Raw genomic sequence first — 15705 nt, 5'->3', positions numbered from 1 at the left:
TGAGGGAGACCCGATCAGAAGGCCTTTTAGGCCGTGGCCGGTAAAAGAGGCTTTCAGCCGAAGAGCAAACCTCCAGTTCTCACTGGAGGTTTTGATTATAAAAAAACCGTTTTTTCAACATATAAAGGATGATAGATACTTGATTTATATGGATATCCGATCATTTGATAAAGAATATTCGATTTTATTCCTAAAGTTATTTATTTATTCCTCGAAATGCACTATACTATCTAGTTGATAGGAGGGATTTTTTGGAAAATAAATATGAAAAATTTAATTTGATATTATCAATTATTGGGTTGATTGGTAGTTTTGTTTTTGCGTTATTTGAAAAACAAACGATTGCACTTATTGCACTTGTTTTAGGTCTGATTTGTTTTTATGGTTGGATCCAGTTTAAAGGGTTTACTGGAAGAAAAAAATGGGGATTGCTCCTTTTAGGAGGCGCAGTATTATTAATGGGGACGAGTGCTTATATTTTATTTGGTAGCTTAGAGCCAGAGCTTGCCCAAAAAAAGGATAGCACAATCAACAGTTCGACAGTCAGCATCAAAGATACAACAACTTCTTCAAAAGAGTCGTCAGTGAAAACCCACTATACTCAAAATCAATTGCCGGATGGTTGGCAGCCGATAGTCGATTTTTCTGTACATAATCAGATAAAAATCACAGATACAGGTCATTTGACGATCGATTTTCGTTTTCAAAATAAAAGCATTTCTGGAAAAGTATTGTCCGAAACATCTGGAAAAGAAATTACAACATTTAATCTTTATGAAAGTAACGGTGTGCCTACAGTCGAATCGCTTAATTTAGATTTAGCGGCCGATACCTATAGTATTGTTTTAACCGAAAATCAAACGTATCAGGAAAAAGAACAAGAAGAAAAAATGGAATGGAAAGCAACATTTGTGTCATTTGAATCGAATGAAAAAGAACCAAATAATGATATGGAATCAGCGATTGTACTGAAAAATGGGAATGAAATAAGCGCTAATTTTACACAAGAAGATGAATTAGATTATTATAAATTTTTAGCAGAAAATGCTGGTACACTAAAAGTTACCACGACAATGTATATGGGTGCAGTTGATTTTGCTTTGCTCGACCAAGATGGAAAAGAAATCAAAACAAATAATTTTTATGATTCTGAAGCATCAATGAAAGAACCAAAAACAGAAGAATTAATGTTTGATTTAGAAGCAGGAACATACTATGTCCGTTACAAAAAAAAGGATACTGGCAAATATGAAATTAAATTAGATTTTACGATTAGTAATAGTGTATTGAAAACAAAAAATGATACCTTAGAGAAATCCTTGGAAGTCAATTCTGGTGATACAAAAAATATGTTTTTCTCAATGCAAGATGATTGTCACTATTTCAAAATCACTGCTGCACAATCAGGGAAATTGAAGGTTCGGGTTTCCGCTAATTTTCAATCAATGGAATTGGAAATTATTAATGCGGCAGATAAACTAACTGTCAAAAAGGAAAATCTATATCTAAACGGATCAGAAAAAGAAGTGAAATCAGAAGAATTAGAGTATGATTTAGATGCAGGAACTTATTATATCAAATGCAAACGTAATTCGAGTAGCACAGGAAACTATGAGATAGCCATTAATTGGTTATAAAATAAGAGTGTAAGGAAGATGTCAGAGAAACATTTGATTTTTTCCTTACACCCTTTTCACTTTTTTGAACGATTTAAGGCAATTTAATCACTTGTTCAGTTTCTGGATCGAAGAAGTGAGCTTTGTTGATATTGAATGCTAAGTCGACCATTTCTTCTGGTTTATGTAAATCACGCGCATCTACTTTTGAAATAAACTCTGTATCACCTAATCTTGTATAGAGCATTGTTTCAGCACCTAATAATTCAGATACCACGACTTCAGAACGAACGACAGCATTGTTCATTGTATCTAAGGCAACCTGTTCGCTGTGAATATCTTCAGGTCTAATGCCAAAGATAACAGTTTTACCTTCATAGCCTTTTTCAACTAATAATTTATTTTTTCCTTCCGGAATTATAAGTTCTAATCCGTGGCCGTCACGTATGACGCCATTAGTTAAGGTTACCGTAAAGAAGTTCATGGCAGGTGATCCGATAAAGCCAGCAACAAAGACATTATTTGGTGTATTGTAGACTTCTTTTGGTGTTCCGATTTGTTGAATAAATCCGTCTTTCATAATGACGATACGATCGGCCATAGTCATAGCTTCTGTTTGGTCATGGGTAACGTAAACGGTCGTTGTTTCTAGTCGACGGTGTAATTTGGCGATTTCGGCTCGCATGGCTACGCGTAATTTTGCATCTAAGTTAGATAAAGGCTCGTCCATTAAAAATACTTTCGCATCCCGAACGATTGCTCGACCCAAAGCGACACGTTGACGTTGTCCGCCAGATAAAGCAGCTGGTTTACGATGTAAATAATCAGTCAACCCTAAAATTTCTCCGGCGTTTTCAACACGCTTTTTAATTTCCGCTTTATCATATTTACGTAGTTTTAAGCCAAAGGCCATATTGTCAAAGACAGTCATATGAGGATATAAGGCATAGTTTTGGAACACCATTGCGATATCACGATCTTTTGGCGCAACATCGTTCATTACGTTTCCACCAATAGAAAGTTCACCTTCAGTGATATCTTCAAGTCCTGCAATCATTCGCAACGTAGTTGATTTACCACAGCCTGAAGGGCCTACAAAAACAATAAATTCGCGGTCTGCAATTTCTAAGTTAAAATCTGTTACAGAGTAATTTTCTGCATGATCATATTTTTTATAGACATGTTTTAACGCCATTTCTACCATTCTCGTCACTCTTTTCTCTTTTTATTGTATCCTTAGTATAAATGAAAGCGCTATACATTCTCAACGTAAGGTTGCACAAGAAAGAGTCAATTTCTTCGTCAAAGTGACAAAGTAGCAATCATTCCTTTAACTCTATATTGGAAGATTTTGTTATAATAAGAAAAAGACTGAATTGAGGGATAACGAATGAAAATTGCATTGATAGCACACGATCGAAAGAAAGAATTAATGGTCAAATTGACTTTAGCGTATCAACCAATACTAAAAGAACACGAATTATTTGCGACTGGAACGACTGGCTTGAAAATTTCTGAAGCTACTGGGTTGCCTGTTCATCGTTTTAAATCTGGACCATTAGGTGGTGATCAACAAATCGGAGCAATGATTTCAGAAGATAAATTAGACATGGTCATTTTTTTGCGAGATCCATTAGCAGCACAACCTCACGAACCAGATGTAACAGCACTGATTCGTTTGAGTGATGTTTATGAAATTCCTTTGGCAACCAACATCGGTACGGCAGAGATTTTATTAAGAGGCTTACAAGCAGGTTTTGCGGACTTTAGAAATGTCGTTCATGCATTAGACAATAAACCATTGTCTTTCTAATGATGTTTCGTCTAAGTTAGTTGCAGCAAGGTAGGGAATATGTTATATTTCGTTTAGGCTTAGGCCTAAATAAAACAGAGTAGGAAATAAAGCGTTAAGTGCTGAAAGGATGGGATGTTGCCTTTCGGACGAAGAATAGATGAGAGTAGTGAAATAGCTAGACCAGTTCGTTTTACTTTTCTATGGTATAGTTGTACGAACCATCTCTTTAGGAAAATAGATAAAGTATCAGTGAAACAAAAAGCGTTTCAATACTACTTTCCTAATTTTCAAAAGAGACGACCAGTTCGTTTCACTTTTCTATATTCGCGGTTTTATTTTCGCATTCGCTGCATATTTTGTGTAGCAGCTCTTAGAGGAGATGCTAGAAATGAAGAAAAGAAAAATTGATACACGAACCATTACGCTGATGAGTTTACTGATTGCGTTAATGGTGGTTTTTACACGGTTTATTTCGTTTGAAACACAGTTTTTACGAGTTAGTTTGACCTTTATTCCGGAATCACTGATGGCCATTCTTTTTGGACCGTTTTGGACAGGGATCGGCAGTGCTATAGCGGATACGGTCGGCATGTTATTATTTCCTAAAGGTCCTTATTTTCCTGGGTTTACCCTGAATGCATTTATTTCTGGTGCGATTTATGGATTCTTTTATTACAAGAAGGAATTAACATGGAAGCGAGTAATCATGGCGACATTATCTGTTACGTTGATTATTCACATGTTTTTAACGCCTTTGTGGCTTGGTTTGATGTACGGTGTGAATATTTCCAACCTTGCTTGGTGGGCACCTAGAATTGTGAAGAATATTATCTTTTTCCCGATACAAGTAGTAGCCACTTACTATTTAGGAAATAAAATTCCTTATAAACAACTTTTGAATAGATCATTGACCAATTTAAAATAAAAAAAGAACCCTCAACTTTCCAACATCCCAAGGAAGTTTGAGGGTTTTTTCTTTAATAAAAAGAATCACAATTGATTTTTAAATTGCGCTTCATACAAGGCGTGATAATAACCATCTGTTTTATTGATCAACTCATCGTGACTACCAATCTCAACCACAGAACCTTGCTCCATGACTAAAATTTTATCTGCATTTTTAATAGTAGAAAGTCGGTGAGCAATCACAAAACTTGTGCGGCCATCCATCATTTGTAAGAAGGCATCTTGTATATTTTTTTCGGTCAAAGTATCAACAGAGCTAGTCGCTTCGTCTAAAATCAGCATCGGTGGATCACTGATCATCGTTCTAGCAATCGTCATCAGTTGTCGTTGTCCTTCGGAAATTTTGATGCCACTGGCACCGATCAGAGTATCTAATCCTTCAGGTAAGCGAGTGACAAAATCAAAAATATAAGCTTTTTTCATCGCAGCTTCAATTTGAGCCTCGGTTGCTTTAGGATTTCCATAAGTCAGATTATCACGGATCGTGCTATCAAATAACCAAGTATCTTGCAAAACCATCCCAAAGCTTTTACGCAAACTATCTCTTGTCACTTGCGTGATTGTATGACTATCAATCGAAATTTGTCCATGATCTACTTCGTAAAAACGCATCAATAAATTAACCAAGGTTGATTTGCCAGCACCTGTTTTTCCTACAATAGCAATTGTTTCACCAGGAAATGCAGTTAAATTAAAATCTTGGATCAATGGTTTTGAGGGGGTATAAGCAAAATCTACATGTTCAAATACGACTTTGCCTGTAACATCATTTAGGACAAGTGCATGTTCACTATCTGGTTTTTCTTCAGGTTGACTGATAATGTCAAATGTACGATCTAATCCGGCCAATGCAGTTTGAATTTGAGTAGTGATTCCTGACAACTCAATAAACGGTTTAGAAAACTGACTTGAATAAATGGTAAAACTAGAGATTATACCAATCGTAATTGCTTGATTCCCACTTAATAACAGCAAGCCACCAACAAGACCAATCGATAGATAGGCTAGATGATCAATAAAACGGGAAAGTGGGTTTGTGAGTGAAGACGAGAACTGTGCTTTTTGTCCGCGTACATACAAATCTTGATTCAAGGATTCAAAACGTTGTTGGGCAACATTTTCTTGTTGAAATGCTTTGACGATTTTTTGATTGCCAACCATTTCAGAAACGTAACCAGAAATTTCACCCACGATTTTTTGCTGAGTAGAAAAGTTTTTCTGAGACGATTTTGCAACGATCCAATTGACTAGAAAAATAATTGGTGTAGCAATCAGAACAACAGCTGTAAGGAGTGGACTTAGTTTGAGCATAAAGAAAAATGCAATGATTACTACAGAAAGCCCTGAAAATAATTGGTTAAAAACAGCTGAGCAGGCGACAGATATGTTATCCATATCATTTGTAAAACGACTAACAATATTTCCGTGAGATGTTTGATCATAATAAGTTAAAGGTAAACGATTTAAATGAGCAAAAGCCTCTTTTCGTAGTTCTGCCACTGAGAGGTAAGACACGCGATTACCTAAACGTTGGATCAGCCATTGACTGATCACTGTAATGACCAAAATCCCAGCTAACATAGCAAGTAATCCCAAGAGAATCGTAAAATCAACATTGCCTTTTCCAATCATTGTATCTACAGATTTCCCCATGTAATAAGTCATCAAAACGGTGGTTAATCCACTAAGAATCCCTAGAACAACTGCCGCAATCATTTCCTTAGGGTATCGGAGTAAATAGGGCATGAAACGATTAAATGAATTTGTCGTTGTTTTTTTGGTTGTCATTCGTTCGTTTCCTCCTCTTGTGAAGCGACGATTTCTTGATAAGCTTTAGATTGACGTAATAATTCTTCGTGGGTTCCTAGCCCAACTTGTTGACCATTAGCTAATACTAAAATTTGATCTGCTTGTTGAATCGAACTGATTCGCTGTGAAATGATAATAAGTGTCGTTTCCTTTAAATCTCTTCGTAATGCAGTACGTAAATTTAAATCTGTTTGATAGTCTAAGGCACTCAACGAATCATCTAAAATCAAAACGTCCGGTTTATGAATCAAAGCACGTGCAATGGTTAATCGTTGTTTTTGGCCACCGGAAAAATTTTTCCCACCTTCGTATACTTTTGTATCTAAACCATCACTTAAGTTTTCAACAAAATCCTTGCATTGAGCGGTTTCTAACGCTTGCCAACATTCTTCATCGGTCGCATTTTCTTTCCCCCATTGAAGGTTTTCGCGAATTGTACCTGTAAATAATACCGCAGTTTGTGGTGTGATCGCGATTTTTTTGCGTAGTTTTTCTATAGACCAATCACGAACGTTGATTCCATCAACAAATAAATTTCCTTCACTAGTATCATAAAAGCGAGGAATCAATTGAGTCAAGGTACTCTTTCCGCCACCAGTCGGTCCTGTAATACCCAGAATTGAATTTTTAGGAATTTTTAATGAAATATCTCTCAAAGCCAATCCAGCAGTTGGTTGGTAACGGAAAGAAACATGATCAAAGACGATTTCTTTTGTGTTACCATCAGACGAAAGACCGTGCTGTGTTGCTTGAATGCTTGGCTCAACAGCTAATACTTCCTGAACTCTTGATGCAGAAGCTGAAGCACGCGTAAAAATGATAACTAAATTTGAAACAACAATCAATGCAAGCAACATCTGATTCATATAATTGATCAAAGCCAACACTTCACCTTGCTGTAATCCACCGATTTCGACTTTGATTCCACCAAGATAGAGCAAAGCTAAAATGCCGAGGTTCATTACTAAAGTAGTAGCAGGAGTCAACAATGCCGAGATATTCGAAACACGAATATAGATTGAAGAAAGATCATCCGTCACCTCATTGACATGTTTTTCTTCTGTTTGTTTTCTGGCAAAGGCCCGAATGACTCGAACGCCACTTAGATTTTGGCTGATTTGTCGATTTAACAGATCTAGTTTTTCTTGAACTTTTTTATACAAAGGCACAGTTGTTTTGATAATAAAATAAAGAATAAGGCAAAAAATTGGCAACATCAGTAGGAAAATAAGGCCCATCTGTACATTGATATAAAAAGCCATGATAACGGAACCGATACTGAGAAAAGGAGCTCGAATCACGAGGCGGATCAGCATCGCCAAAGCAAGCTGTAGCTGATTAATATCATTTGTCATCCGTGTAATCAAGGTATCTGTTCCAAAACTGTTTAATTCAGCGTGGGAAAGCTGGTTGATCTTTTTCATCAATTGATTTCTCAATTCTGTTCCAAATCCTTGTGAAGCAATAGAAGAATAGTATTGACAGATCATTACACAGACTAATCCAATGACGGACATCAACAGCATCCAACCTGCCATTTGGATCACATAACTTCGGTCATTATTTCGAATACCTTGATCGACTAAACGAGCCATAAATAATGGTAAAACTAACTCAAAACAAGCTTCTAGAAACTTAAAAAATGGGCCTAGAATGATTTGCTTGCGGTATTTTTTCGCATAGATGAGTAAACTGAACATGGTTTTCCTCCTAAATTTAAAAGTGTAACGGGCTCGTCCAGTCTGATAGAAAACTGAACGAATAAATAGAAAGCAATGAACAAAAATAATTTTTCTCTTCTATTGTATATCAATTGCTACTGAGAATAAAGTTGCTCGCATTAACCCATGGTTATTTGTTACAATAACGAATAAATGCTAATTTAAAGGAGAAGACACATGAATGAATTTATTAAGATCGTTTTATTATTTTTCATCTACTCATTTATCGGTTGGCTGTGGGAGACAGTTTACTGTTCATTGAAAGCTAGAAAATTTGTATATCGAGGATTTTTAGTAGGCCCTTATTGTCCCATTTATGGTTTTGGTATTTTGGGGGTTCTCTACTTTTTAGAGCCGCTCAAACAAAATATCGTTATTTTGTACTTATTATCGACAGTTTTAGTAACGATTCTTGAATACATCACAAGTTATGGCCTAGAAAAAATGTTCCATGCTTCTTGGTGGGACTATAAAGATGTACCGCTGAATATAAATGGTCGGGTCGCTTTACCTGTTTCTCTCTTTTGGGGAATTGGTTGTGTCCTGATTGTACGCGTCATTCATCCCAAGGTAATGCTATTCGAAGACTTTTTATCTGAAAAATTTGGTATCCTATTGCCAATAATCTTATTGCTTCTGATCATGACAGATTTGATTTACACATTGGGTAACATGCAGGCATTCAAAAAAGTTACAGCTCAAATCAGTACAGCTATTGAAGAACGCAAACAAGAACTAGAAACTGTATTGACTGAAAAACGTGATGAGCTTTCTTCCAACCTTTCTGAACTAAAAGAGACTGTTTCAGAAGGAATTAATGAACGAAAACAAGCAAAAACGACGGAAAGAAATTCTTTGATGGAAGAGTTTAAAGAAACACCAGCAATTAAAAAATTAGTAACACATCTGAACTACAATCAAAAACGCTGGGTGAGAAATTATCCCAAGTTAAAGCTGAAAAATGTGAAAAATCCTTCTGAAGTCCAACAAGTTATTAATAAAAACAAAAAAAAGTCTAAATAATTTTTCTTTAGTATAACAGTCTATTTTTGTGTTTCATACTTAAGGGAAATGCTGATAGATAGAGGTTTTAACAGGGGGACTAGCACTAAAACAAGTAAGAGAAAAAGGCTTAATGTTACAGAAAAACGGGCATTTTCGCAAAAATGTAATAAATTGTAACGATACTGCAACAAAATAACCCTTATAGATTAGTATAATAGGTGGAGTTGGATTTAGTTAGGAAAGGTGTTGGATTCAGTGAAAGTAAAAAAATTGATACCATTTTTAGCTGCTATCATGCTAGTAAATGTTGCTCTTCCAAGCGGTGCCGCAGCAGAGTCATTAGATGAGCTGAAGGATAAAGAAGCACAAGCCGCACAAACGGGAGAATCACTTAGCCAAGATATCAATACAGCTTTAAATGATGTTAATGAAAAATACGCTGAAATTGAAAAACTTAAAGCAGATATTTCAAAAGCTGAAGAAACAATCAAGAACTCTGAAGCCGAAATAGCAGCAACAGAGCAAAGTATTGCACGCCGTAAAGAAGTCGTTGGAAATCGTATGAAAGATGTCCAGCTAAGTGGGGAACAGCGTACATGGCAAGTATTATTAGATGCTGAAAGTGTATCTGATTTCTTTAATAAAGCGTATGCGATGACTATCTTACAAAACGCAGAAAAAGAAAAGATTGATCGTCTATCTAAAGATAAAGAGAAATTGTCTGAACTTCAAGAAACTGTAAAAAACAAACAAAACGAATTACAAACCAACGAATCAAAATTACAGGACGAAGCCTCTGCAATGGACGAACAAGTTGTCACATTAAAAGAGCAATTATCTAATAATCAAGCAGCGTTACAACAAATCGCCAGCGAAAAACAGACAGAACAAAAACGTATCACAGATGAAAAGAAAGCTAGCGAAGCTCGTCAAAAGCAAGCTGCATTAGAAGAAGCAAAAAGAAAAACTAATGCTAGTTCTCAAGAAAGCTCAAGTAGCAGTTCATCATCAAGCATTGATTCAAGTAGCAGTAGCTCAAGCAGTGAAGAACAACCTGTTGTTACACCACCAATACCACCGGTAGAGGTACCAAGCACTGGTGAAGAAAATAACGGTGAATCAAACGGTCGAGTACTGTACATGCAATCAACAGCTTATTCATGGAAAGAAGCTGGTTCAGGATTCATTACTGCAACTGGAATTGATTTACGTTCACAAAGCAATGTGATCGCAGTTGACCCAAGTGTGATTCCATTAGGCTCTTTTGTTGAAGTCGAAGGATATGGTTTTGCTGTTGCTGGAGATACTGGTGGCGCAATTAACGGCAACATTATTGATGTACATTTCCCATCTGTTGAACAATGTTTAAACTGGGGTCGTAGAAATAACGTTAAAGTGACAATTCAATAAAAATAGGCACTCGTTTGAGTGTCTTTTTTTTGAGCAATTATTAAAACAAATTAAAAAACAATTGAATGTAATGCGTGAACAAAAAATAAATGATACACTCAATAAAGAAAGTGAGGAATAACAATGATTCGTTTTGCCACAAAAGAAGACGGAGAGGCTATTGCTCCGTTAATATTAGTTATTTTAAAAGATATGGAATTGCCTTTATTAGAGATTGTTCCAGAAGAAACACTGTTAGCAGTTTTAGCTGAGGCAGTGGCAGACCCAACATATCGTTATGGTTACCAACGAGGTTTAGTCTACGAAGAAGACGGCCGAGTAGCTGGAATAGCATTTGGTTATCCTAATGAAGATGAGCCGATAATTGATGAACCACTAAAAAAAATCCTAAAAAATTATAATTTGGATGAAGAAATAAGACTATTTATTGATCCAGAGACCTTACCAGGTGAGTGGTATTTAGATTCAATTTCTGTTGATGAAAAGCATCGTGGATCAGGAATCGGATCCGCGTTATTGGATGCTCTGCCAAAGATGGCTAAAAGAGATGGAAAAGACATTATTGGACTAAGCGTGGATAAAGGAAATCCTAATGCTAAAAAGCTGTATAGTCGTAAAGGGTTTAAAGATGTTTCGGAGATGATGATCAGCGGCCATTTATACGATCATATGCAAAAAAAAATCAGCGAATAATTTTCGCTGATTTTTTAGTTATCTTAACAAGTTCCCCAACCGATGATTGGTTTACGAGTGGCATTCTTTTTTTTATTGTACAACCAATAATCTAGTACTGCTGCTACGCATATACATAACGGAGCATCTTCGTCATTTGAGACATTTAAGCTAAAATAGTCACCTGAAAAAAGAGTCGCTTTGTTCATGTCCATAACTTTATGGTTGACTTGATAAATGGAGTATTGGTGGTTTTTAATGTCGCCTAAAACAGTCCAATGCAAATGTTGGATGTAATAAAAGTCAGCATTTAAATGTAAAATTTTTCGTAATACCCCAACTTTTTCAAACCCTTTATAGAGTTCAAATCTTGTACCAAAGGCAAATGAGGTTTGTTTGATGCTAGCGACCAATTCACCACTCATCGCGTATAGAGTAAGTGCATCACCACGAGTTCCCCAACGTCCAACAAGTAAGAAAAGAGACTTGCCATCTTCATCTTTGACAATGGTTCTTGTGATATTGCTTAATTGTTGTTCTTGAATAAAAAACTCAGACACCTTATCTCACCTCTTTTCTTTGTTGGTTCGCTTGTTCTATTATAAATTTTCTCGAATTGCTCGTAAGATTGCTTCGCCTACCCCATTTTCTAAGTTAGTAGAAGTGAGGTATTTTGCATGGTCTTTGACTTCTAATTCAGCATTTCCCATGGCAAAGCTAACATCAGCCCATTGAAGCATACTAACATCGTTGAAATTATCCCCAATCGTCATAACGTCTTTTGCAGAAATGCCACGGTCTTTTGCAACATGAGCGACTGCGATTCCTTTTTGTGCATTTTTATGATTGACTTCAATATTATTTTGAGCAGATGAAGTGACTGCTAAATCATTCAATTGGCGAATTTGACTACTTGCAGGGCCTAACACTTTTGGACCGTCCATACTAAAACCGATTATTTTGAGCACTTCGATATCATTTTGAGCAATCAAAGCGCGCATATCGTTTATATAGGTAATATCGAGTAAAGACAAGTGAGCTGCGGCCATGGCAATCGCTACTTTGTATGTCAAATGTGGCATTGATGTTGCGATATGAGAAGCGAAGTTCTCGATTCTTTTTTCTTGTTGTTCAGAATAAATGCCTTTGTTGGTAGAGACTTCAAAATAGATATTGTGTGCATCTAAAATGTCTAAGATTTCAGCTGTCGTCTTCTTGTCTATTCCAGCAGTAAAAAGTGAATTTCCAGCTTTATCAAATACTTGAGCACCATTTAGAGTAATCATTGCACATTTAATACCGGCTTCATCTAGAGCTGGTTTTGCCTCTGTATAAGCTCGGCCTGTAGCAACCATAAACTCAATACCTAAACGCTCAGCTTCTCTAATAGCAGAAGCATTGTCTTTTGAAATACCCATTTTTGAATCTAATAATGTTCCATCCATGTCTGAAGCAATCAATTTAATCATGAAATTTTCTACACCTCGTTTATTTAACTTATCTATAGTTTACCATGTTTTTTCTTTTTCAGTGTAGAAAAAATTTCCTTGTCACCTCATACAAAATCAGATATCCTTAAAGTGTAAAAGAAAGCATCCAGAATAGAAGTTTTAATTAGTAAGAATAGAAAAATACCGTACTGCAAAAAAATGAAGGAGGCTGGCAAATGAAAGCAATCATTCATAATAGTTGGCAAGATATTTTAGAAGAAGAGTTCACCAAGGAATATTATTTGAAATTACGAGATTTTTTAAAGCAGGAATATAGCGAGCAAACGATTTATCCAGATATGTATCACATATACTCAGCGTTAGAACTGACGTCTTATGAAGAGGTTAAAGTAGTAATATTAGGGCAAGATCCTTATCATGGTCCTAATCAGGCGCATGGATTGAGCTTCTCTGTACAACCTGGTGTTCGAACACCGCCTTCTTTAAAGAATATTTACAAAGAATTACAAGAAGATCTGGGGTATCCTCCTGTGTCCCATGGATTTTTAGAAAGTTGGGCAAAACAAGGTGTTCTCTTATTAAATACAGTTTTAACGGTTCGAAATGGTCAAGCATATTCTCATCGAGGCCAAGGGTGGGAAAAGTTGACGGATTCGATTATTAAAAAATTAAGTGAACGTGAGAAACCGATTGTATTTATTTTATGGGGCAAACCAGCGCAAGAAAAAATTAAAATGATTGATACAAACAAGCATATTATTATTCAATCGCCACATCCAAGTCCCTTGGCTGCTCATCGCGGCTTCTTTGGCTCAAAGCCATTTTCGAAAACAAATCAGGCTTTAGAGCAGTTAGGGGAGACCCCAATCAACTGGCAATTACCTGATACAGTGTCTTAAAACAGCTCTATCTGTTATAGTGCAGAAAGGCTAGTTTGTGAAAATAATATCAGAATCAGCATTTTTTACACTAATACAGCTATAAATAACTGTTATTTTCTTGAAGAATAGTGTATGATAAGTTTGTATAAATAATCAGTTGGAGGGTATATCGTGGAATTATTCGATAGCTTAAAATTTAAAGTGATTCGCCGTAACATCAAAATTGTTTTCCCAGAAGCAACAGATCCTCGTATTTTAGGGGCTGCAGCTCGTTTGAAAGCAGAAGAATTAATGGAGCCAATCTTGATTGGTAAACAAGAAGCAATTGTTGAAGCAGCACATGCTCGTGGAATCAAAACGTCTAACTTTACGATTATTGATCCAGATAATTATGATGGATGGGAAGAAATGGTCACAGCGTTTGTTGAACGCCGTAATGGAAAAGTCACAGATGAAGATGCTCGTAAGATCTTAAAAGATGTCAACTATTTCGGTACAATGCTTACTTACATGGGTCTTGCTGATGGAATGGTGAGTGGTGCGATCCACTCAACTGGCGATACAGTTCGTCCAGCCCTACAAATCATCAAAACAAAACCAGGCGTTAGCCGTACAAGTGGTGCAATGATCATGGTTCGTGGTCGCGATCAAGAGAAATACATTTTTGCCGATTGTGCAATCAATGTCAATCCAACAGCCCAAGAATTAGCTGAGATTGCTGTTGATAGTGCAAAAACAGCTGAATTATTTGATATCGAACCAAAAGTAGCAATGATGAGCTTCTCAACAAAAGGTTCTGCAAAAGCACCTGAAGTTGATAAAGTAGTTGAAGCAACAAAAATTGCGAAAAGCTTAGCTCCTGAACTTGAAATCGATGGTGAATTACAATTTGATGCTTCTTACGTAGCATCTGTTGCTCAATTGAAAGCACCGAATTCATCTGTTGCAGGACAAGCGACAGTCTTTGTTTTCCCAGAGTTACAATCAGGAAATATTGGGTATAAAATCGCTCAACGTTTAGGTAACTTTGAAGCAATTGGTCCAATCTTACAAGGATTGAACAAACCTGTATCTGACTTGTCTCGTGGAGCAAATGAAGAAGATATTTACAAGTTATCAATCATCACTGCCGCTCAAACATTAATGAACTAATTAAATTGACTAGGGAATCAGGACAAGACGTCTAGCGTTTTGCTTTGACTCCCTAGTTTTTTTTTCAATAATTCGGTATACTACATTACATACAAACAGGGAAAGTTTAGGTAGGTGAAAGAATGGATATTGCAATCAACAATCCTAAAGAAACGGAATCTTTAGCAAAAATTATCGGGCTGGTAGCTGAACCAAGCGATACAATTATTCTTTCCGGAGATTTAGGTGCTGGCAAAACTACGATGACTAAAGGAATCGCTTTAGGTTTAGGCATTGATCAGATGATTAAAAGTCCCACTTATACAATTATTCGTGAGTATCAACAAGGACGTATGCCTTTGTATCATATGGATGTATACCGCATAGAAAATGGTGCGGATGATCTCGGTTTGGACGAATATTTTGAAGGCGATGGATTATCTGTTGTTGAATGGGGCAAATTATTGGGTGAATTCTTACCGACAGACTATTTAGATATTACGATCACTAAAGATCCGCAAGTGTTAGAAAAAAGAGTCTTGTCATTCCAAGCTTTTGGAAAACGAGCGGAAAACTACTTAGATCGTATTAAGAAAAAAATGGAGGACGTTATATGACAGAGGTTGAATTTACGATTCGGGAGGCAATTCCAGACGATGCAGTAGAGATTTTGCGTGCGCTAAAAATAGCTGGCAGTGAGACTCCTTTTTTAGTAATGGATGAAAAAGGTTTAGAAATGACACCAGTTGAGATGAGTGAGAACTTAGCCAATCTTTATGAATCCCCAAATAATCTATTGATGGTTGCTTTAGCAGATGAGCAAGTCATTGGGACAGCATCTATCAAAGCATCATCAAAAAAACGGATAGAGCATATTGGTGAAATTGGGATCAGCATTTTAAAGGATTATTGGGGCTTTGGCTTAGGGACTTTGATGATGGAAGAATTGATCGAATGGGCAAAAGAAAGTGGTGTGATTCGCCGTTTAGAATTAACGGTACAACATCGAAACCAGCGGGCGGTTCATGTATATGAAAAAATAGGCTTTAAAACGGAAACAATCATGGCTCGAGGTGCTAAAACAGATGAGGATGAATTTTTAGATGTACATTTAATGAGTAGGCTGATTGATTAAAAATAAAAGAGGAGGTTGGGACAAACACTCATGAGGGCTACCGCCCTCACCAAACAGAATGAAAATAAAGTGATCGACCTACAGGCTATTTCCTGTCATACTAGAGATGACAG

15 protein-coding genes and 1 riboswitch are annotated in these 15705 nt (G+C 36.5%); of the genes, 10 read left to right on the top strand and 5 right to left on the bottom strand.

Translation table 11 applies throughout. From position 1 onward, the window contains the following. Positions 1-251: 251 nt before the first annotated feature. Positions 252-1637 carry a hypothetical protein gene (locus BCR22_RS08170; RefSeq protein WP_069654450.1) on the top strand — a complete coding sequence of 462 codons (1386 nt, stop codon included), beginning with the start codon at positions 252-254 and terminating at the stop codon, positions 1635-1637. A gap of 73 nt (positions 1638-1710) precedes the next feature. On the opposite strand, the gene BCR22_RS08165 is transcribed toward BCR22_RS08170, so the two are convergent. Continuing rightward, positions 1711-2820 carry an ABC transporter ATP-binding protein gene (locus BCR22_RS08165; RefSeq protein WP_069654449.1) on the bottom strand — a complete coding sequence of 370 codons (1110 nt, stop codon included), beginning with the start codon at positions 2818-2820 and terminating at the stop codon, positions 1711-1713. Between the two features lie 186 nt (positions 2821-3006). Here BCR22_RS08165 and mgsA point away from each other — a divergent pair, with 186 nt between their 5' ends. Further along, on the top strand, positions 3007-3429 hold the full coding sequence (gene mgsA, locus BCR22_RS08160; RefSeq protein WP_069654448.1) for a methylglyoxal synthase: 423 nt from the start codon (positions 3007-3009) through the stop codon (positions 3427-3429). A 73-nt stretch (positions 3430-3502) separates the two neighbouring features. After that, positions 3503-3622: riboswitch (THF riboswitch) on the top strand. Positions 3623-3799: 177 nt separating this feature from the next. After that, positions 3800-4336, top strand: coding sequence for a folate family ECF transporter S component (locus BCR22_RS08150; RefSeq protein WP_083241783.1), 537 nt, complete (start codon positions 3800-3802; stop codon positions 4334-4336). Positions 4337-4401: 65 nt separating this feature from the next. Here BCR22_RS08150 and BCR22_RS08145 read toward each other — a convergent pair whose 3' ends face one another. Together BCR22_RS08145 and BCR22_RS08140 are read right to left on the bottom strand one after the other, a co-directional pair. Then, entirely contained in the window at positions 4402-6165 is a 1764-nt protein-coding gene (locus BCR22_RS08145; RefSeq protein WP_069654445.1) for an ABC transporter ATP-binding protein, read from the bottom strand. Continuing rightward, entirely contained in the window at positions 6162-7886 is a 1725-nt protein-coding gene (locus BCR22_RS08140; RefSeq protein WP_069654444.1) for an ABC transporter ATP-binding protein, read from the bottom strand. The genes BCR22_RS08145 and BCR22_RS08140 overlap by 4 nt, the downstream gene beginning before the upstream one ends. 198 nt (positions 7887-8084) lie before the next feature. On the opposite strand from BCR22_RS08140, the gene BCR22_RS08135 reads away from it, so the two are divergent. The 3 genes from BCR22_RS08135 to BCR22_RS08125 all read left to right on the top strand — a co-directional run bounded on the left by BCR22_RS08135 (position 8085) and on the right by BCR22_RS08125 (position 11015). Next, positions 8085-8930: a putative ABC transporter permease gene (locus BCR22_RS08135; RefSeq protein ID WP_069654443.1), complete on the top strand. Its 846-nt coding sequence runs from the start codon at positions 8085-8087 to the stop codon at positions 8928-8930. Between the two features lie 228 nt (positions 8931-9158). Next, positions 9159-10322, top strand: coding sequence for a 3D domain-containing protein (locus BCR22_RS08130; RefSeq protein ID WP_083241782.1), 1164 nt, complete (start codon positions 9159-9161; stop codon positions 10320-10322). A gap of 123 nt (positions 10323-10445) precedes the next feature. After that, complete coding sequence (locus tag BCR22_RS08125; protein ID WP_069654441.1) at positions 10446-11015, top strand: GNAT family N-acetyltransferase; 570 nt, start codon at positions 10446-10448, stop codon at positions 11013-11015. A gap of 23 nt (positions 11016-11038) precedes the next feature. On the opposite strand, the gene BCR22_RS08120 is transcribed toward BCR22_RS08125, so the two are convergent. Together BCR22_RS08120 and BCR22_RS08115 are read right to left on the bottom strand one after the other, a co-directional pair. Next, positions 11039-11554 (bottom strand): LURP-one-related/scramblase family protein, encoded by a 516-nt coding sequence (locus BCR22_RS08120; protein WP_069654440.1) that lies wholly within the window; start codon positions 11552-11554, stop codon positions 11039-11041. A gap of 39 nt (positions 11555-11593) precedes the next feature. Further along, entirely contained in the window at positions 11594-12463 is an 870-nt protein-coding gene (locus BCR22_RS08115) for a Cof-type HAD-IIB family hydrolase (protein ID WP_069654439.1), read from the bottom strand. 197 nt (positions 12464-12660) lie between these two features. On the opposite strand from BCR22_RS08115, the gene BCR22_RS08110 reads away from it, so the two are divergent. From BCR22_RS08110 to BCR22_RS08095, 4 genes are all read left to right on the top strand, one after another. Then, the gene (locus BCR22_RS08110; protein ID WP_069654438.1) at positions 12661-13344 is read left to right on the top strand and encodes a uracil-DNA glycosylase; all 684 of its coding nucleotides are present in this window, start codon (positions 12661-12663) and stop codon (positions 13342-13344) included. 153 nt (positions 13345-13497) lie between these two features. Further along, positions 13498-14478 (top strand): phosphate acetyltransferase, encoded by a 981-nt coding sequence (gene pta, locus BCR22_RS08105; RefSeq protein ID WP_069654437.1) that lies wholly within the window; start codon positions 13498-13500, stop codon positions 14476-14478. A gap of 122 nt (positions 14479-14600) precedes the next feature. After that, a complete protein-coding gene (gene tsaE / locus BCR22_RS08100) occupies positions 14601-15074 on the top strand; it encodes a tRNA (adenosine(37)-N6)-threonylcarbamoyltransferase complex ATPase subunit type 1 TsaE (RefSeq protein ID WP_069654436.1) in 474 nt (157 codons plus the stop codon). Continuing rightward, a complete protein-coding gene (locus BCR22_RS08095) occupies positions 15071-15592 on the top strand; it encodes a GNAT family N-acetyltransferase (protein WP_069654435.1) in 522 nt (173 codons plus the stop codon). The genes tsaE and BCR22_RS08095 overlap by 4 nt, the downstream gene beginning before the upstream one ends. The last annotated feature ends 113 nt before the right edge of the window (positions 15593-15705 follow it).

This window comes from Enterococcus plantarum, assembly GCF_001730295.1.
GTDB lineage: Bacteria > Bacillota > Bacilli > Lactobacillales > Enterococcaceae > Enterococcus_L > Enterococcus_L plantarum.
This window is presented reverse-complemented; position numbering and strand designations above follow the sequence as displayed.